Genomic DNA, 17,427 nt, shown 5'->3' on the forward strand with positions numbered 1-17,427 from the left:
AGTACAGCAAACACCGCGTCCTTCCTATCATGGCAGCCACAACGAAGCCGGCAAGGCGAGCGGATGAACCGCAGCGGCCGGCCCGGGAGAACCCGCCATGAGCCACAAGAGCCACACTGCCCAACTGGACGACGACATCTGCGTGCATATCTTCGCCGCGTCCGGCGCGATGGTCGGTGTGTGCCTGACCGTGGTTGGCATCCTGCGCATCATCGTCGGCCAGCACCGCGTCGACCTGATCGGCCAGGACATGCTCGCGGTGAACACGGTGATCTACCTGGCCACCACCCTCGCCGCCTACTTTGGTCTGCGTACCCGCAAGCTGCAGCGCAACCATCGCCTGGAGCGCATCGCCGACACCCTGTTCCTGGTCGGCCTGAGCATCACCACCCTGACGACCGCCTTCATCGCCTGCGCGATGTCCTGCTGTTGAGCCAACGATTGAATTTCCCTACCGCTATGTAGAAATATATATGGCGATAAGGTTGTCGCTCAGAGAGAAGAAAAATGAATACCGCCGTGTACGCCAAGGAAGCCGTCGGCGCGAATTACGCGCTGGAGTCGATGCAATACGCCCAGGCCCGCACCTGGGAAGCCGTGGACGCCATTGCCGCCGCAATGCTCCCCGGCATGACCGAACTGGAAGCCACCTCCATCGGCAAGCAGGTGCTCGCCGACCTGGGTATGGAGCGCATCTGGCACCCGCTGCTGATCCGCTTCGGCGCCAATACCCTGAAGACCTTCAAGCAGCGCTCCGAGGGCAACCCGGTGCTGGGTGAGAACGACATCTTCTTCATCGACATGGGCGTGGTCTGGCGCGGTCACGAAGGCGACGCCGGCGCCACCTTCGTCACCGGCGACGATCCGGACATGATCGCCTGCGCGGCAGCGGCGAAGACGCTGTTCGAACGTGTCGAGGCGCGTTGGCGCGAAACCGGCTGCAGCGGCGTCGAGCTCTATGATTTCGCCCACCAACAGGCCGAGACCATGGGTTGGAAGCTGAACCTGGACATCAAGGGCCACCGTGTCAGCGACTTCCCCCACGCCATCTACCGCGCCGGCGATCTGGGCGACTACGCCGAGCATCCCCATGGCGGCCTGTGGATCCTGGAGATCCAGCTCGCCCACCCGAGCAAGGCCTACGGTGCCTTCTACGAAGACCTGCTGGCCTGACCCGGAGCCCATGCGATGAGTGAAAACGTACTGCTGTTCTCCTACGGCACCCTGCAGGACAAGGCCGTCCAACTGGCCAGCTTCGGCCGCGAACTGCAGGGCCGCTCCGACGCGCTGGTGGCCTTCCGCACCGACTGGGTGGAAATCACCGACCCCGCCGTGCTCGCCACCAGCGGCAAGACCCACCACCCCATCGTCCAGTACAGCGGGGAGGACGCCGACCGTGTGCCTGGCACCGTCTTCGAGATTACCCAGCAGGAGCTGCTGGCGGCGGACGCCTACGAGGTGTCCGACTACCAGCGGATCAACGTCCGGCTGCAATCAGGCCTGCAGGCGTGGGTCTATGTGAAGGCCTGAAACGTAGCGAAACTCGTAAGGCAACGGGCATGGATTCATTAGCCCAGCTTCACTGTCGATCATTTCATGACCAGGCACGCTCCACCGGGCTACAGCTCTGGAGCCCGATGTGCCTGGCTTTCAGGGCGATCTGCGACTCGGCGTAGATCGCCCTGAAAGCGCCGCCACGGCGATTCGATCATTCCCAGCAACTTTCCTCATGGGTTCGCCCGGTTACCGGTCAGTAGACTGTCGCCACTCGCGAGCAACACCCATCAGAAGTCCACTACCCGAGAATTCCTTCATGAAACTGCTCACTGCCAGTCTCCTGTCCCTCGCTGCCCTGCTCGCCAGCCAGGCTTCCATGGCCGAAGAGTCCGCCCTGATGACCAACCGCCTGACCACAGCCAACTATCAGGCCATGCAGGCCACTCGCGACAAGGCTGACGCCGAGCAGCAGACCGCACAGAACGCCCAGCCGGATGCCGAGAAAAAGGCCGAGCAGGACAAGCACTGCTGATCTCGTTGTACTCCGGGAGCGCGCTGTCGCTCCCGGTTCCTGCCGTCTTCCGCTTTTTACCTGCCTCCCCAGCCTGATCCCTGGTACGCCCGCCAACACCGGGGCAGCTTCGTAGGGCGCATAATGCCTGGGCGTTATCCGCCCTACTCGCTCCCCGCCGCTCACGTAGCAGCGGCGCTTCTCCGGGAACTCCGGGCTCAGCCGGGACAGTGGCCGACCCAGGCATCATCCAATCGGACTGATCGCGGATAAGATCTGCTCCCACAAGGGCACTCCGCTGCCTGCCCTGGCATCATTCGGCAATTTACCCCGCAAACATCAGCCTGAATTGATGTCAGCCCAATCAAATATGAATTTTTCCTGATGCGGCGGCACCCTACTCTGGCCACGCGCTGCACTGACAGCGCCAGCTACTCAGCCGTCCTCTAGAGACGCGGGTTCTCGATAACAACTCCAACTGCCCCGAGGATCTCCCATGCGCCTTCGCTCGCTCATGCCTGGCCGTGAATCCCCCTTTTCCCTGAACACCGGAGGCCGGCATGTCTGACCTTCGCAGCCCCGCCATTGGCAACAGCAACGGCGACGAAAGCCTGCTCGCCAGCCACGGCTACCGGCAGGAGCTCGACCGCGGGCTGAACCTGTGGTCGTCCTTCTCCGTCGGCTTTGCCACCATTTCCCCGGTCGTCGGCATCTACTCGGTGATGTCCCTGGGCGCCATGAGCGTCGGGCCGTCCTGGGTGTGGATCGTGCCCCTGTGCCTGCTACTGCAACTGACCGTGGCGCTGGTGTACGCCGAACTGTCCTCGCAGTTCCCTCTGGCCGGCGGTTGCTACCAGTGGGTACGTCGACTCATCGGTGATCGTGCGGCCTGGTTCACCGGTTTCCTCTACCTGGCGTCCGCCCTCGCTTCGCTCACCACCGTCGCCTACCTGGGCGGCTTCTGGCTCGGCCTGCTGGTCACCGGCGAACCGCCATCAGCCAACGCCCAGGTGCTTTGTGGCGCGGCATTGCTGGCTTTGGGGTTGGGAGTGAACCTGCTGGGCATCAACCCACTGAAATACTTCGTCAACGCTGGCATCTTCGCCGAGGCCATCGCCTCCATCGGTATCGGCGTGCTGTTGCTGCTGTTCTTCCGCAACCACTCCTTCGAGATGCTGTTCAGCAGCCTCAATGCCCTGGAAGTCTCCGGCGGCACCTACTGGAGCGGCTTCCTGACCGCACTGGCGGTGGGCGGCTGGGCCTTCCTCGGCTTCGACGCCTGCTCGCAGATTTCCGAGGAAACCACCGACGCCCGCGTCTCCACACCGCGCGCCATCCTGCGTTCGATGCTGGTGGTCGGGCTGACCGTGATGCTCACCGCCTTCGCCGTCACCCTGTCGTACAAGGACCCGGCTGCCGTGGTCAGCGGGCAGATCATCGATCCGGTGACACCGGCCGTGGTGGATGCCTTTGGCGCCTGGGCCGAGCAGCCGTTCGTGGCCATCGTGCTGGTCGCCTTCGTCGCCTGCGTCGTCTCGGTGCAGACCTACATCGGTCGCGCGATCTTCGGCATGGCCCGCGATGAAATCCTCCCCGGCTCTGCCCTGCTGCGCCGCGTCGACAAGCGCAAGGTGCCGATGGCGGCGATGGTCTGCAGCACCCTGCTGGCCAGCCTGGGCCTCGCGCTGGGGCTGAACGCCACCGCGGTCGGCACGCTGATCGCCTTCGGCAGCGGCGGCTTCTTCTTTGTCTTCCTGATCGTCGCCGCCAGCGCGCTGTACGCCCGCCTGACTGGCCGCTGGGACCCGGACAAAGGTGCGCTGAAGCTGGGCCGCAAGGGTCTGCTGGTCAACGTCATCGCCGTGGTCTGGCTGGTGTTCGAGGCGATCAACGTGGCCTGGCCACGGGAAATGCTCGCCCCGCCCGGCGCGCCCTGGTTCCAGGTCTGGGCGGTGGTCGTGGTGTTCTCCGCCCTCGCCCTGTTCGGCCTGGCCTACCTGTTCATCGCCAAGCCGCACCGCCGCATCGCCACCAGCCTGAGCTTCGCCGGCCGCGCCGTCGGCTGAGTCCCTGGCGCCCCGCGCGGCGCCCTTTTCCCTGCCCTCCCTTGGCTGGCTTCGTCGAAGCCGGCACGGGCGGGCCATGCCTGAAATCCGGAGCTTGTCATGTCCACCCTGAACTACTGGAACTACCCCACGGAAATCCTCTGCGGTGTCGGAGCCCTCGATCAACTGGCCGAACGCTGCCGCCTGGCCGGCATGCGCAAGCCGCTGCTGGTCACCGACCCCGGCATGCTCGAACTGCCGCCGCTGCACGAAGTACGCCGCCGCCTGGAAGCCGCCGGCATCGACTACGCGCTGTTCCACGGTTTTTCCAGCAATCCCGCACGGGAGGAAGTCACCGCCGGAGCCGGAGCTCTGGCCGAAGGCGGCCACGATTCGCTGATCGCCCTGGGCGGCGGCAGCGCGCTGGACGCGGCCAAGGGCATCGCCCTGCTCAGTCGCGATGCGAACGGCCTGCATAACTTCGAATGGTCGCAACTGATCGAGCGTTACCCGACCCTGGGCGACCATCCTGCCCTCGACCTGCCGCCACTGATTGCCATTCCCACCACCGCCGGGACCGGTTCCGAGCTGGGCCGCGAGGCGGTACTGACCGATACGGCGCGCGGCATCAAGATCGTCGTCGGCCATCGCGAGCTGCTGGCCCACTCGGTGATCCTCGACCCGGCGCTGACCGTCGGCCTGCCGAAGTCGCTCACCGCCGCCACCGGCATGGACGCCCTGACCCATCACCTGGAGTCGCTGTTCTCGCCGCTCTACCATCCGATGTCCGCTGGCGTCGCCATCGAAGGCGTGCGTCTGGTCAAGGAGCACCTGCAACGCGCCGTGCACAACGGCACCGACCTGGCCGCCCGCGAAGGCATGCTGGTGGCCTCCGCCAGCGCCGCCGTGGCATTCCAGAAGGGACTGGGCGGCGTGCATGCCCTGGCGCACCCGCTGGGCGCGAAACACCACAAGCACCATGGCCTGCTCAACGCGGTGCTGCTGCCGTACCTGCTGGTGGCCAATCGCAGCGCCATCGAAGCCGACGCCACGCGTCTCGCCCGTTACCTGGAGCTGCCGGAAGCGAGCTTCGACGGCCTGCTCGGCTGGGTGCTGGAACTGCGTTCGGCCGTGGGCATTCCCCATACGCTCAAGGAGCTGGGCCTCACTGGCGAGGATGCGCAATGGGTCGGCGAGCAGGCAGTGGCAGACATTTCGTCGTCCGAAACCAACGCCCTGCCGCTGCTGGCCGAAGACTACTCGCGCATCTACCTCAACGCGGTCAACGGCGTGCTCGCCTGAGGCATCAAGCCGGGAGGCCGTGCACGCTCAGCAGGTCTTCGATGAAGGCACGGGCGGCCTCGCTGCGGGGCCGCCCGGCATAGGTGATCATGCTGTGGGTCACCTCGTAGCAGAGCTTTTCCGGTAGCAGCGGTTTCATTCGCCCGCGCTCGACCCAGATGTTCGCGTAGTGGGTCGGCAGGTAGCCCAGGTGCGTGCCGGCCAGCACCGAATGCGCCACCGCCTCCATGTGATGCGCGGTGGCACTGCTGCGTTCGGGGCGGAACGGCAGTTCCTGGTCCGCCGGCAGGAAGCCATGGCGCACCCAGTTGTAGTCGGCGATCTGCTTGAGCGTCGGCTTGCGCGCCGTGAACAGGGGGTGGCGCTCGCCGCAGAACACGCCGATCTCCTCGGTGTACAGCGGCAGGTAATCCAGGGTCGGCCGGGTCCGGCTGAAGTAGGAGATCGCCAGGTCCAGCTGGCCGTCGATCACCGCCAGCTCAAGCTCCGTGGGCGAGTTCACGTAGAGGTTCAGCTGCACGTCCTGCTCGCGCCCGTGGAAGGCCGCCAGGGTCTCGTCGAAGCGCGCCTGCGGCAGGGTCGTGACGTTGTCCGCCAGCCCCAGGTACAGCTCACCGACCAGTTGACCGGACAGCGCCTGGGCCTGGTCACGGAACAGGCCGATGGCATCGAACATCGCCTGGGATGCTTCGAGAATCCGCTGCCCTTTCGCCGTCAGGCGGAAGCCGCCCTTGCCGCGCTCGCACAACCGATAGCCCAGGCGCTTTTCCAGGCTGCCGATGTGCATGCTGATGTTCGACTGGCTCATGTTCAGCTCAGCCTGCGCCGCGGTGAAGCCGCCGCACTTCACCACGGAGGCGAAGATACGCAGCAGGCGCAGATCGAGGTCGGTGAAATTCCTGAGCATGGGCAGAGTCCGGCGCTGGGCGGGCGGCTAGTCTACTGCACAGGGGACGGCCAGTCCCACGGGGGCGATCCGATGGAATCCCCGGCGCGCCCGCGAGCCCCTGTTCAGGTATCCCTGAGGGAGAGAAGCCATGCTGCTCGAAGGTTCCTGCCACTGCGGCGCCGTGCACTTCAGCCTGCACAGCGCTCATCCCTACCCCTACCAGCGCTGCTACTGCTCGATCTGCCGCAAGACCCAGGGCGGTGGTGGCTACGCGATCAACCTCGGGGGTGATGCCGCCAGCCTCAAGGTACGCGGGCGCAAGCACATCAGCATCTACCACGCGAAGATCCGCGAGGAAGGCCAGCGCACCCGCACCAGCGGCGCCGAACGGCATTTCTGCAGCCAGTGCGGCAGCGGACTGTGGCTCTACGATTCACGCTGGCCGGAGCTGATCCACCCCTTCGCTTCGGCCATCGACACGCCCTTGCCAGTGCCGCCCGAACACACCCATCTGCTGTTGCGGTCGAAGGCCGACTGGGTCGAGGTGCAAGCCGGTCCGCACGACCTGCAATTCTACGACTACCCGCAGGAGTCCATCGCCCAGTGGCATCAGCGTCTCGACCTGGAGCGGTGAGCTTCAGGCGCGCCAGAACGGCTTGGCGATCTCCAGCGCCACCTGGCGGCGCGTCAGGCCAATGTCGTCGATCAGGTACGGATGGGCCCTGGCCAGGGTGGCGAGCTGGCGACGAACCCGCGTTCGCATCTGCCAGAGGCTCAACAGCTCCAGCAACGCCAGTGGGCTGAACGGCCGGGTGGAAGCTTTCGACAGCAGCAGGCGGGGAGTATCGTTCATGGCAGCCTCCGTTCGACTCGTGTCCCATGGGGCCGAGCATGGCGGTCGCCTGGAGCGCCGTCCTCAAGCGGCGCCAAACACTTCCAAAAACTTGCAAAGGGGGGCGTCATGCAGCAACCGCGTCTGGCTTTCGGCCCCTTCGTGCTCGACGGCCCCGCCGGCCTCCTCAAGCGCGATGAGCGGCCCGTCGCCATCGGTTTTCGCGCGCTGAACCTGCTGCTGACCCTGCTGGAGCGGCCGGGCGAAATCCGCACCAAGGCCGAGCTGATGGATGCCACCTGGCCGGGGCTGGTGGTCGAGGAAGGCAACCTCACCGTACAGATCGCGCAACTGCGCAAGGTGCTCGGCGAAGCGCCGGAAGGTGGTTCGTGGATCACCACCGTGCCCCGTGTCGGCTACCGCTTCAGCGCTGCCGTGCAACGCCTGGAAGAAGCGCCGCGCACCTTGCCGGCCCTGCCGGATGAACCCTCGATCGCCGTGCTGCCCTTCGTCAACCTTGGCGACGATCCGCAGCAGGCCCTCTTCGCCGACGGCCTCACCGAAGACCTGACCACCGAGCTATCGCGCGTCGGCGGGCTTTTCGTCATCGCCCGCACCTCGGCCTTCGCCTACAAGGGCAAGGCCATGGACGTGCGCGAGATCGCTCGCGAACTGGGCGTGCGCTATCTGCTCGAAGGCAGCGCCCGGCGTACCGATGCGCGCGTGCGGATCAACGCCCAGCTGGTGGACGCCAGCACTGGCGAACACGTCTGGGCCGAGCGTTTCGAGAGTCGACAGGAAGATATCTTCGACCTGCAGGACCAGGTCACCGGACAGATCATCCAGGCCCTGCTCGGCCACCTGCGCACACCGCTGCCGCGCAACCGGCCGAAGAGTCTGGAGGCCTATGAACTCTGCGTGCGCGCCCGCCAGTTGATGGACGATTCGCCACTGGCCGCGCGCGAAGCGCACCTGATGCTGAGCCGCGCCATCGCCCTCGACCCGCAGTACGCCGAGGCGCGGCGCTGGCTGGCGATGAACCACTGGATGGGCTGGATACACAGCGGCGGCCCGACCCCGCTGGAGCGCGAAACCGCCCTGGCACAGGCGCGCGAAGCGGTAAGCATCGACCCGAACGATTCGGGCTGCCGCTGGAGCCTGGCGTACCTGCTGACCTATGAGCGCCAGTACAGCGAAGCCGACGCGCAGTTCCAGCGGGCAATCGAACTGGACCCCAACGACGCCGACGCCTGGACGGCGCTGTCCGACGTCAGGGTGCTGGCCGGGCGCATCGACGAAGGCCTGGAGCACATCCGCCGGGCCTTTCGCCTCAACCCCTTCCCCGCCGGCTGGTACTACCTGACGCTGGGCCAGGCGCAGTACGCGGCGCGCGATTACCAGGGCGCGCTCCAGACCCTGCGCCGCGACGAAACCTACCGCAGCAGCTCGCGGCGCTTCCTCGCCGCCAGCCTCGCGCAGCTGGGCCGGCTGGATGAAGCCCGCGCGGAAACCGAGTTTTTCCTGGTCGGCAATCCGGACTTCACCATCCGTCACTGGGTCGCGACCGAACCGCTGCGCGATACCGCCGTGCGCGAACACTTCGTCGAAGGCTTCCGCAAGGCGGGACTACCCGACTGACCCTCCGAGCCGGGCCATCACAAGGCTGTCATCCGGCATCGCTAGAGTGCACGGCCACCGTCCGCCCATACGCTCCCGGCGAGCGGAACGACGCCCGCCGCTGCCAGAAGAAGACCGATGAACGCAGATACAGGCCACACCCGCCGACCGTTCCTGATCCGCTCGGACAACATGACCGCCGACGATTTCGGCGAGCTCTACTCACGGATGTTCGGCAACCTGTACTCAGGGATGCCTCGGCCCGAAAAGCCCATCGCCATCGGCGGAGTCTACGGCCGCTACGAGGGCGTGAGCTTCCGCCGCCTGAATTTCCGTGGCGACCTGCTGACCGAGATGCCTGCCCTGGATGATGAGATCACCTTCATCTTCCCCAGCGCCGGGCGGGTCGTCTTCAACCAGTGCAGCGACAGCGTCGGCCTGCCCAGCGTTGGGCTGGCCATGGAGAAGACTTCGGTGCGTTCGGTCGGCTTCATCGACGGCCACGCGCACCACGGTCTGTCGGTGCGTCGCTCGCTGTTCGCCCGTCGCCTGGCCACCCTGCTGGGCCGGCCGATCACCCACAAGGTGCGTTTCCAGCCACGGGTGGACCTGAGCAACGAGGCCTTCCAGGGCATCAAGGCCATCGTCGCCATGGCCACCGGCAACGAGTTCGACCTGCTGATCAGTTCCAGCGCGCTGATGCCGGCGCGCCTGCAGGAAATGCTGGTGGACTCGGTGCTGGAAATCTGGCCGCACAACTACAGCGATGCGCTCAAGCGCCCCACCCCGCAGATCGCCCCACGCCATGTGAAGCTGGCCATGGACTATATCCAGGAGCATCCGGACGCGATGGTCAGCGGCAGCGAGCTGGCCGAGCTGACCAACGTCAGCCTGCGCGCCCTGCAGGAAGGATTCCGCCGCTTCGTCGGCAGCTCCATCGTCGCCTACCAGCGCGAAGTGCGCCTGCAGCGCGCCTATGACGCTCTGCAGCAGGACAGCGCGCAGTCGGTCAGCGAGATCTCCCTGGCCCTGGGCTTCAGCAACGTCGGGCGCTTCTGCCAGTACTTCCAGAGTGCCTACGGCATGAGTCCTGCGGACCTGCGCAAGAGCCTGCCGGTGCCTGCGTAGGGCGCATAACCCGGAACGGGTTATCCGCCGCAGCGGCGGATAACGCTGGGGGCGTTATTCGCCCTTCGTACTCGGCCCGCTTCGCGAGCAAGCTCGCTCCTACCAGACAGCTCCCAAGCATCCAGCACCTACGCAACCCGCTATTTTCGCGCCACCACGGCCTGCGCTCTGAAAGCAAACGGCCCGGCGCGCGGAACGCGGCGGGCCGTTTGCCCATGGCGACGCCGATCAGAACTGGTAGCTGGCCTTCAGGCTACCGCTGGCACCATGGCTGCCGCTGCCACCTAGCGCGCCAACCTCGGCACCGATGCTGAAGTCGCCCTGGCTGGCGGTCAGGCTGAACGCACCGCTGAACTGATCGCGGTTGTCAAAGGCGGCACGCTGGGAGATGTCCAACCCCAGCAACTGGCCTTCGCTATCGACCTTGTAGTCGCCCAGTGCATGGTCGTAACCGACTTCCAGCGCCGGCACCATCTGCCAGCCGCCGCCCAGTTCTGCTGCGGCGAACGAGGCCTTGAGGTTGGCGTAGGCACTGCGGCGGTTCTCGCTGATGTCGTCGACGTCCAGCGCCAGCTCGCTGCCTTTCTCCTGGAAGCCATCCAGGTCCAGGTGGCTGTAGCGCAGGCCGATGCTCGGTTCCAGGGTGACGGTGGACACTGCCGTGCGATAGCCCAGCGCGAGGCTTCCACCGCTGAGACTGCCGTTGGTGTCGCCCTTGGCCTTGCCCAGGCCGCCGCCGATGTCGCGCTTGCTGTCGTAGTCGAGCCAGCCGTAGCTGAGGTCAGCGTCGAAGAAAAGTCCCTGCTCCAGGCTGTCGAGGGCGAAGCGCGCACCGCCACGGACGAAGGTCAGGTCGGTATCCACGTCACCCCCGGCGCCGCCGACGCTGCCCTTGCTGTAGCCGAAGCCGGCATTGCCGCTGAGCTGGTCGGAGAAGCGCTGGGTCACGCCGATCATCATGCCCTGGGTGTGTTCATTGCTGCTTTGCGCATTGGAGGTGGCGGAGTTGCCTTGGTAGCCGGCCAGCGCGGTGGTCCACAGGCGGGTCTGCCCGGCCTTCAGGTCGACGCCGCTGGCATAGGGGGCGGCGGCCTTGTCGATCAGCGCGTCCTGGCGCAGCAGGTAGCTGGCCGCGTCGGCATGCACCTGGCCACCGACGATGGACTCGACGCCGCCGAGGGTGCCCGCGTCGATGGCCGATTGCAGGTAGTAGTTGTAGGCGGTGTAGTCGCCGGAGAGGCTGCTGTTCTGCAACTGGGTCAGCAGCTGGGCACCGGCGGCGGCGTTGCCGGAAAGCCCGGCGGTACCCGGCAAGGAGCTGTAGTAGACCATCTTGCCGCGCAGCACGTAGATGGTTTCCTGGGACAGGCCGAGGCCTTCCTTCAGGTAGTTGTCCATCGTGCCGTACTCGGCAGCCACCTCGTCCAGCCCGGCCTGCAGGTAACTCGCCTGCACGCCCAGCAGTGGCTCGTAGATCGCAGCCATGCTGGCCGGCAGCATCGCCAGGGTCGCCTTGACCCGCGCCGCCGTGTAGTCGTTGGTGGCCAGGTAGTTTTCCATGATGGTGGCGCTGTCCACCCCGGCGATGCTCAGCAGCACGGCGGCTGTCCAACCGGTGCGGTCCTTGCCGGCAGTGCAGTGGAACAGCGCGGCGCCGTCGGCGGCGGCCAACTCGTTGAACAGCGTGGTGAACTGGCCGCGCATGCCGGCGTCGCTGACGAAGGCACGGTTGGTCTCCTCCATCATCTCCACGGCCTGGGCGGCGCTGGTGAAGGAGATGTTGGTGACGTTGGCGCCGGAGGTGGTGCTGCCGATGATATCGATGTTCTGGTAGGCCGCCCCGGCCGGCAGGGTGTCCGGCGTACCGGCGATTTCACTGGGGGTGCGCAGATCATAGACATTGCTGATACCCAGGCTGTTCAGCACCGCCAGGTCCGTGCCCTTGGGGGTCAGCGCGTTGGAGCGGTAGAACACGCCGGAGCGCATCACACCGTCGTTGGACGTGGTATAGGCGGTAGTGGTGCCGGCGAGGTCGCGGAAGTTGTCGATGCCGGTCAGCCGCGGGGTGTCCAGCGTATAGGTCTCGGCAGCGTAGGCCGAGGCGATGGACAGGCTGAGCAGGGACAGGCCGATGGTGGAAGCGGAAAGCAGGGCGCGATGAAACACGATGTAGCCTCTTTGAGCTTGTTGGCGGGGGCTACTATTGAGGGCGTTCCAGACCCGAATGTGACAGTTCGGCGCCCAGCGCAAATGGGCGCGCGATCTGTCCGTGGGCTGCGTTTTCTGTCCGTGCGGCTAGTCTTCGCGGCGTCCACCGGACTCACGGTCGCGTTCGTAGCGATGCACCGTGGGAAAGGCTGGCAGCCAGGCCTCGCGCCGGCAGGTCCACAATTCGTAGGTCGGCTGTAACCGATCCTGCTCATCCAGCGCGCCCAGGTTTACCTCGACCTCGTCGGTACTGCGGCCAAACACCGAGGAACCACAGCGCGGACAGAAGCAGCGCCCGGCGTACTCGCGGGCATCACCTTCGATGCGCACGGCGCTCGCCGGGAAGATCGCCGACGCATGGAACAGCGCGCCATGGTGCTTGCGGCAGTCCAGGCAATGGCAGATGCCGACCCGATAGGGCCGGCCCGTGGCTTCGATCCGCAGGCTCCCGCACAGGCAACCGCCGGTGACTGTTTCCATGCTGCATTCCTCGGAAGTCAGGTGGCCCTGACACCCTAGCAGCTCATCGAGCTAGGCTCAGTTCTGCAGACCAACGCATGCCAGCAGCGAGGCACGCCATTGCGGATTGTCCAGCAGCTGCGGCAGCAATCCCTTGTGCCCGGCGCCCGGCACCACCAGCAACTCGCGCTGGCTGGCCCGGCCGGCGGCGGCATGCAGGCGCTCGGGAATTTCCAGGGGAATCACACTGTCCTGCTCGCCGGCGATCACCAGCAGCCGGCCACGAAAGCGCCCGAGAATGTCCCAGGCGTCGCTATCGATCCAGCTGCGCGGGCGGCGGATGATGGTCGAGAAGTCGGGACCGAAAGGCACTTCATGGGCCTCGGGGGTATAGATGCCGGGGACGATGAGGATCAGTGCCTGCACGTCCAGTTCCTCGCTCAGCCGCAAGGCGTTGTAGGCGCCCATGCTGATGCCGGCCAATGCAGTGGGACGCACGCCGGCATGCTCGATCACCGAGCGCGCCTGCTGGCTTCGCCGCTGCAAGGAGGATTCGGCGAACACCCCGCCGGTGCTGCCGTGGCCGACGCAGTCCAGCGCGGTAGAACCGACGCCACGCTGCCACAGCGACTGGCGCAGGCCGTTCCACACCGAGCGATTGCTCGCGCCGCCACCGTGGATGCCGAACAGGTGCAAGGGCGAAGCGCCCGTCAGGGTATCGGCATGCAGCTCACGGCCCTCGAAGGGCACACGCAGGGTGACGGCGGGTGACATGGCAACGGTCTGTTCCGGATAAAGACGGGGCCGCGAGCATAGCCGATCGGCGACTCGGCCGGCCGATTTGGCCGTTTCGCGATATTCGTCGTCCGGATCGCGTGAGACAGCCAGGGCTCGCCCGCCTAGCATAGGCCTCCCAATACGTAGAACCCGGCGCGCCCTGCCCGCGCGCCACACCTTGCTGCCCCGGAGTCCCATGTCTACCACCGCTTCCCCCCTGGCCACGCCGTCCGTGGCCAGCCAGGCCAGCCCGCTGGTCATGCGCGTGATCGGCGCGTGCGCCCTCGCCCACCTGACCAACGACCTGATCCAGGCCGTGCTGCCGTCGATCTACCCGGTGCTCAAGGCCAACTACGGCCTGAGCTTCACCCAGGTCGGCCTGATCACCCTGACCTTCCAGCTCACCGCTTCGCTGCTGCAGCCCTGGGTCGGCTACCACACCGACCGCCATCCCAAGCCCTGGCTCGCGCCGCTGGGTAGCGTCTGCACGCTGATCGGCATCCTCATGCTGGCCTTCGTCGGCAGCTTCCACGCCATCCTGCTGGCCTCGGCGCTGGTGGGCATCGGCTCCTCGACCTTCCACCCGGAAACCTCGCGCATCGCGCGCCTGGCCTCCGGCGGGCGCTATGGGTTGGCGCAGTCCACCTTCCAGGTCGGCGGCAATGCCGGCAGCGCCTTCGGTCCGCTCCTGGCAGCGGCCATCATCATTCCGTACGGCCAGGGCAACGTGGCCTACTTCGGCCTGTTCGCGGTGTTCCTCGTCGGCGTGCTCTGGGGCCTGAGCCGCTGGTACAGCCACCACCTCAACCTGTTCAAGCTCAAGGCCGGCGGCGTCGCCACCCACGGGCTGTCCAAGGGCCGGGTGACCGCCTCCCTGGTGGTACTGGCGCTGCTGGTGTTCTCCAAGTACTTCTACATGGCGAGCTTCACCAGCTACTACACCTTCTACTTGATCGAGAAGTTCGACCTCTCGGTGGCCAGCTCGCAGCTCTACCTGTTCGGCTTCCTCGGCGCGGTGGCCGCCGGCACCTTCTTCGGCGGCCCGGTAGGCGACCGCATCGGCCGCAAGGCGGTGATCTGGTTCTCCATCCTCGGCGTCGCACCCTTTACCCTGGCGCTGCCCTACGTCGACCTGTTCTGGACCAGCGTGCTGAGCCTGGTGATCGGCTTCATCCTCGCCTCGGCCTTCTCCGCCATCGTGGTCTACGCCCAGGAGCTGGTGCCGGGTAACGTCGGCATGATCGCCGGGGTGTTCTTCGGCCTGATGTTCGGCTTCGGCGGTATCGGCGCGGCCTTCCTCGGCCACCTGGCCGACATCCACGGCATCGAGTACGTCTACACGCTGTGCTCGTTCCTGCCGCTGATGGGCTGCATCACCATCCTGCTGCCGTCCACCAAAAAGAAAGCGTAACCGCCCTGCCGCCGGCCCCGGAGCCGGCGGCGGACCCTCCGCCCGGCCGTTCGTGCCTGGGCAAATGTAATGGATTGTTGTAAAGCGCCCTGAGCGTCGTCGGCGATACATTTACGCCGCCTGGGCCACGGGCCATCACTGTTAGCCTTTCCGCAATGCAAATAACTCGCATTTGCCGGAGAGCTTTCCGTCCATGTCGTCCCGCTTGAACCTCACCCCCGCCACCCGTTCCGAGCCATCCCTGACCCTCGCCCCTGTCGTCGGCCTCGCCACCTTCATGGCGATCCCGCTGAGCGCCTGGGCAGATCAACCGCCCACTGCCGATGACCAGGACGCCCTGGCCCTGCCCGACAGCACCGTGCAGGCCACCCGGGAGTCCCCCTACAAGGTCGACCACGCCAGTTCGGCGAAGTACAGCGAACCGCTGCGCGATACCCCGCAGAGCGTTACCGTGCTCTCCGAGACGCTGCTCAAGGAGCAGAACGCCCAGAGCCTGAAGGACGCCCTGCGCAACGTGCCGGGCATCACCTTCAACTCCGGCGAGGGCGGCGGTGGCGTGGGCGACAGCCTGACCATCCGCGGCTTCAACGCCGACGGAAACATCTACCGCGATGGCGTACGCGACCCGGCCAAGTACTCCCGCGACGACTTCTTCAACACCAAGGGCGTGGAGGTCTTCAAGGGCTCCAGCACCGCGGCCTGGGGCGTCGGTGCCGTTGGCGGCGCGGTCAACCTGGTGACCAAGACCCCGCAGCTGGACGATTTCAACCTGCTCAGCGGTAGCGTCGGCACGGCGAACTTCAAGCGCGGCACGCTGGACGTCAACCACCGCATCGACGGGCTCGGCGAAGGTGCAGCGTTCCGCGTCAACGTGCTGGGCGCCAACACCGGCACCGACGGCCGCGACTGGATCGGCGACGAACGCTACGGCTTCGCCCCCTCCCTGGCACTGGGCCTGGGCACCGACACCCGCGTCACCCTGGCCTACGAATACCTGCATGACAGCGCCACGCCCGACTACGGCATCCCCACGGTCAATGGCAGCAACGGCAGCTCGCCGCACCGCGCCGGCGGCGCCAGCTGGAGCAGCTACTGGGGCTGGCGCAACCTCGACTACGAGAACAACGAATCGCACCGCGTGAACCTGAAGTTCGCCCACGACTTCAACGACGCCCTGAGCCTGGACAGCCGCTTCACCTGGTTCCACCTGGACCATGACTTCTTCGTCACCACTCCCGGCGGCGACCCGAACGCCGGCGCGCCCGGCATCCAGGCCGGCAAGGGCATCTACCGGCGCAACATCAACACACCGCTGCGCGAGCAGACCAACGACACCTACAGCAACCAGACCAACCTGACCTGGCGCCTCGACACCTTCGGCATCGGCCATACCCTGGTCGGCGGCTTCGACCTGAGCAAGCAGACGCTGGACTCGAAGACCGGTGCGCTCACCGCCGCCAGTCGGACCACCATGGGCAACCTGCCGGTAGCCAGCAACGACTGGTCGAAGTACCCCTATGCGCTGGACACCTACACTTCCGCCAAGCAGTCGGTGGAGCAGGTCGACAAGGCGTTCTACCTGCTCGACACCCTGAAGTTCGACGAGCACTGGCAGCTGCACCTGGCCGCCCGCCAGGACCATTTCGACACCCGCGTACTGAATAGCCAAACCCGCGCCAGCCAGAGCGCTGCCTGGGTCGACAAGGGCAGCTCCTCGCAGAACGAGAAGCTCACCAGCGTGCATACCGCGCTGACCTACAAGCCGGTGGAGAACGGCAGCCTCTACGTCAGCTACGCCAACGCCAAGCAACCTTCGGGTGTGCTGGCCGTGGCGCAGACCGGCAGCATCGCCTCGACCAAGGGCGACCGCGGCAAGACCTACGAAGTGGGCAGCAAGTGGGAATTCCTCGACGGCCAGCTGGCCCTCAACGGCGACGTGTTCGAGACCAAGCGCCAGCTGACCTACATCGATGACGAGGAGCTTTCCGCCTACACCGGCGGCGAGGAGCGCGTGCGCGGCATCGAGCTGTCCGCCAGCGGCAACATCACTCGCAACTGGTCGCTGTACGCCGCCTACGTGCACCAGAACAGCAAGCTGCTGAAGCCCTACAACGGCTCGGACAAGGGAGTGCAACTGGCCAACACCCCGCAGAACGCCCTGAGCCTGTGGAGCACCTGGCAGTTGCCGGACGACCTGGCGCTGAGCTACGGCGTGCGCTACGTGGACGACGTGAAGATCTACCCCGGCCTGGGCTCGACCATGACCCGCGCCGGCCAGAGCACCGTGCCCGGCTACGTGGTGCATGACGCCATGCTCAGCTGGCAGGCGACCCAGGACGTGCAGCTGCGGCTGAACGTCAACAACCTGTTCGACAAGCACTACTGGAGCCAATACAACGGCCGCGGTTACGGCGTGCCGGGCGCGAGCCGCGGTGCCGTGCTGAGTGCGGATTATTCGTTCTGACCCACCAGCCGCCCCGCTCGGCTCTTCGTAGGAGCGAGCTTGCTCGCGAACAGCCTGGCGACCTGCCGTGCAGGTTCGCGAGCAAGCTCGCTCCTACAGGTGAAGGCCGGAACATTCACGACGCCGAAAAAGCCGCCAACACGCCTTTCAACCGCGAACCTGTCCGCCATCAGGACTCCCTCCCCGGAAACCCGGTGGGCAGGTTCGCGACCCCATCCCGATCAAGCGGCAGACCGCAGGGCGTATAACGCTCGGCGTTATACGCCGTTTCAGCAGGCCGCCATTGA

16 protein-coding genes are annotated in these 17,427 nt (G+C 66.1%); 11 read left to right on the forward strand and 5 right to left on the reverse strand.

Annotated elements, in window-relative coordinates; all coding sequences use genetic code 11:
* Positions 1-97: 97 nt before the first annotated feature.
* From ACKI1H_RS21995 to ACKI1H_RS22020, 6 genes are all read left to right on the forward strand, one after another.
* Positions 98-433, forward strand: a complete 336-nt coding sequence (locus ACKI1H_RS21995) for a hypothetical protein (RefSeq protein WP_045214508.1) — start codon at positions 98-100, stop codon at positions 431-433.
* A gap of 74 nt (positions 434-507) precedes the next feature.
* Positions 508-1,173: a M24 family metallopeptidase gene (locus tag ACKI1H_RS22000; protein ID WP_440466312.1), complete on the forward strand. Its 666-nt coding sequence runs from the start codon at positions 508-510 to the stop codon at positions 1,171-1,173.
* Between the two features lie 15 nt (positions 1,174-1,188).
* On the forward strand, positions 1,189-1,530 hold the full coding sequence (locus ACKI1H_RS22005) for a gamma-glutamylcyclotransferase family protein (protein WP_138520964.1): 342 nt from the start codon (positions 1,189-1,191) through the stop codon (positions 1,528-1,530).
* Positions 1,531-1,813: 283 nt separating this feature from the next.
* Positions 1,814-2,029, forward strand: a complete 216-nt coding sequence (locus ACKI1H_RS22010) for a hypothetical protein (RefSeq protein ID WP_138520965.1) — start codon at positions 1,814-1,816, stop codon at positions 2,027-2,029.
* 539 nt (positions 2,030-2,568) lie between these two features.
* Positions 2,569-4,074, forward strand: a complete 1,506-nt coding sequence (locus tag ACKI1H_RS22015; protein ID WP_440466313.1) for an APC family permease — start codon at positions 2,569-2,571, stop codon at positions 4,072-4,074.
* A gap of 99 nt (positions 4,075-4,173) precedes the next feature.
* Entirely contained in the window at positions 4,174-5,355 is a 1,182-nt protein-coding gene (locus ACKI1H_RS22020; RefSeq protein WP_440466314.1) for an iron-containing alcohol dehydrogenase, read from the forward strand.
* 4 nt (positions 5,356-5,359) lie between these two features.
* Here ACKI1H_RS22020 and ACKI1H_RS22025 read toward each other — a convergent pair whose 3' ends face one another.
* Positions 5,360-6,262 (reverse strand): LysR family transcriptional regulator, encoded by a 903-nt coding sequence (locus ACKI1H_RS22025; RefSeq protein WP_138520968.1) that lies wholly within the window; start codon positions 6,260-6,262, stop codon positions 5,360-5,362.
* Between the two features lie 130 nt (positions 6,263-6,392).
* On the opposite strand from ACKI1H_RS22025, the gene ACKI1H_RS22030 reads away from it, so the two are divergent.
* A complete protein-coding gene (locus tag ACKI1H_RS22030) occupies positions 6,393-6,878 on the forward strand; it encodes a GFA family protein (protein WP_440466315.1) in 486 nt (161 codons plus the stop codon).
* A gap of 3 nt (positions 6,879-6,881) precedes the next feature.
* On the opposite strand, the gene ACKI1H_RS22035 is transcribed toward ACKI1H_RS22030, so the two are convergent.
* Positions 6,882-7,097 (reverse strand): DUF1127 domain-containing protein, encoded by a 216-nt coding sequence (locus tag ACKI1H_RS22035; RefSeq protein ID WP_440466316.1) that lies wholly within the window; start codon positions 7,095-7,097, stop codon positions 6,882-6,884.
* Between the two features lie 108 nt (positions 7,098-7,205).
* Here ACKI1H_RS22035 and ACKI1H_RS22040 point away from each other — a divergent pair, with 108 nt between their 5' ends.
* Together ACKI1H_RS22040 and ACKI1H_RS22045 are read left to right on the forward strand one after the other, a co-directional pair.
* Positions 7,206-8,714 carry a winged helix-turn-helix domain-containing tetratricopeptide repeat protein gene (locus ACKI1H_RS22040; RefSeq protein WP_440466317.1) on the forward strand — a complete coding sequence of 503 codons (1,509 nt, stop codon included), beginning with the start codon at positions 7,206-7,208 and terminating at the stop codon, positions 8,712-8,714.
* 117 nt (positions 8,715-8,831) lie between these two features.
* Positions 8,832-9,821 carry an AraC family transcriptional regulator gene (locus tag ACKI1H_RS22045; protein WP_440466318.1) on the forward strand — a complete coding sequence of 330 codons (990 nt, stop codon included), beginning with the start codon at positions 8,832-8,834 and terminating at the stop codon, positions 9,819-9,821.
* 228 nt (positions 9,822-10,049) lie between these two features.
* Here ACKI1H_RS22045 and ACKI1H_RS22050 read toward each other — a convergent pair whose 3' ends face one another.
* From ACKI1H_RS22050 to ACKI1H_RS22060, 3 genes are all read right to left on the reverse strand, one after another.
* A complete protein-coding gene (locus tag ACKI1H_RS22050; RefSeq protein ID WP_440466319.1) occupies positions 10,050-11,987 on the reverse strand; it encodes a tyrosine-protein phosphatase in 1,938 nt (645 codons plus the stop codon).
* A gap of 129 nt (positions 11,988-12,116) precedes the next feature.
* Positions 12,117-12,509 carry a GFA family protein gene (locus ACKI1H_RS22055; protein WP_138520973.1) on the reverse strand — a complete coding sequence of 131 codons (393 nt, stop codon included), beginning with the start codon at positions 12,507-12,509 and terminating at the stop codon, positions 12,117-12,119.
* 57 nt (positions 12,510-12,566) lie between these two features.
* Positions 12,567-13,262, reverse strand: a complete 696-nt coding sequence (locus tag ACKI1H_RS22060) for an alpha/beta fold hydrolase (RefSeq protein WP_440466320.1) — start codon at positions 13,260-13,262, stop codon at positions 12,567-12,569.
* Positions 13,263-13,461: 199 nt separating this feature from the next.
* Between ACKI1H_RS22060 and ACKI1H_RS22065 the strand changes: the two genes are divergently transcribed.
* Positions 13,462-14,676, forward strand: a complete 1,215-nt coding sequence (locus ACKI1H_RS22065; RefSeq protein ID WP_138520975.1) for an MFS transporter — start codon at positions 13,462-13,464, stop codon at positions 14,674-14,676.
* Positions 14,677-14,869: 193 nt separating this feature from the next.
* On the forward strand, positions 14,870-17,140 hold the full coding sequence (locus ACKI1H_RS22070; protein WP_440466321.1) for a TonB-dependent receptor: 2,271 nt from the start codon (positions 14,870-14,872) through the stop codon (positions 17,138-17,140).
* Positions 17,141-17,427 lie beyond the last annotated feature (287 nt).

The organism is Pseudomonas sp. YH-1 (assembly GCF_051990045.1).
GTDB lineage: Bacteria > Pseudomonadota > Gammaproteobacteria > Pseudomonadales > Pseudomonadaceae > Pseudomonas > Pseudomonas nicosulfuronedens.

What these genes read in the sequence shown, in the direction of transcription:
- ACKI1H_RS21995 (WP_045214508.1), top strand. Translation starts at nt 98, where the DNA reads ATGAGCCACAAGAGCCACACTGCCCAACTGGACGACGACATCTGCGTG.
- ACKI1H_RS22000 (WP_440466312.1), top strand. Translation starts at nt 508, where the DNA reads ATGAATACCGCCGTGTACGCCAAGGAAGCCGTCGGCGCGAATTACGCG.
- ACKI1H_RS22005 (WP_138520964.1), top strand. Translation starts at nt 1,189, where the DNA reads ATGAGTGAAAACGTACTGCTGTTCTCCTACGGCACCCTGCAGGACAAG.
- ACKI1H_RS22010 (WP_138520965.1), top strand. Translation starts at nt 1,814, where the DNA reads ATGAAACTGCTCACTGCCAGTCTCCTGTCCCTCGCTGCCCTGCTCGCC.
- ACKI1H_RS22015 (WP_440466313.1), top strand. Translation starts at nt 2,569, where the DNA reads ATGTCTGACCTTCGCAGCCCCGCCATTGGCAACAGCAACGGCGACGAA.
- ACKI1H_RS22020 (WP_440466314.1), top strand. Translation starts at nt 4,174, where the DNA reads ATGTCCACCCTGAACTACTGGAACTACCCCACGGAAATCCTCTGCGGT.
- ACKI1H_RS22025 (WP_138520968.1), bottom strand. Translation starts at nt 6,262, where the DNA reads ATGCTCAGGAATTTCACCGACCTCGATCTGCGCCTGCTGCGTATCTTC.
- ACKI1H_RS22030 (WP_440466315.1), top strand. Translation starts at nt 6,393, where the DNA reads ATGCTGCTCGAAGGTTCCTGCCACTGCGGCGCCGTGCACTTCAGCCTG.
- ACKI1H_RS22035 (WP_440466316.1), bottom strand. Translation starts at nt 7,097, where the DNA reads ATGAACGATACTCCCCGCCTGCTGCTGTCGAAAGCTTCCACCCGGCCG.
- ACKI1H_RS22040 (WP_440466317.1), top strand. Translation starts at nt 7,206, where the DNA reads ATGCAGCAACCGCGTCTGGCTTTCGGCCCCTTCGTGCTCGACGGCCCC.
- ACKI1H_RS22045 (WP_440466318.1), top strand. Translation starts at nt 8,832, where the DNA reads ATGAACGCAGATACAGGCCACACCCGCCGACCGTTCCTGATCCGCTCG.
- ACKI1H_RS22055 (WP_138520973.1), bottom strand. Translation starts at nt 12,509, where the DNA reads ATGGAAACAGTCACCGGCGGTTGCCTGTGCGGGAGCCTGCGGATCGAA.
- ACKI1H_RS22060 (WP_440466320.1), bottom strand. Translation starts at nt 13,262, where the DNA reads ATGTCACCCGCCGTCACCCTGCGTGTGCCCTTCGAGGGCCGTGAGCTG.
- ACKI1H_RS22065 (WP_138520975.1), top strand. Translation starts at nt 13,462, where the DNA reads ATGTCTACCACCGCTTCCCCCCTGGCCACGCCGTCCGTGGCCAGCCAG.
- ACKI1H_RS22070 (WP_440466321.1), top strand. Translation starts at nt 14,870, where the DNA reads ATGTCGTCCCGCTTGAACCTCACCCCCGCCACCCGTTCCGAGCCATCC.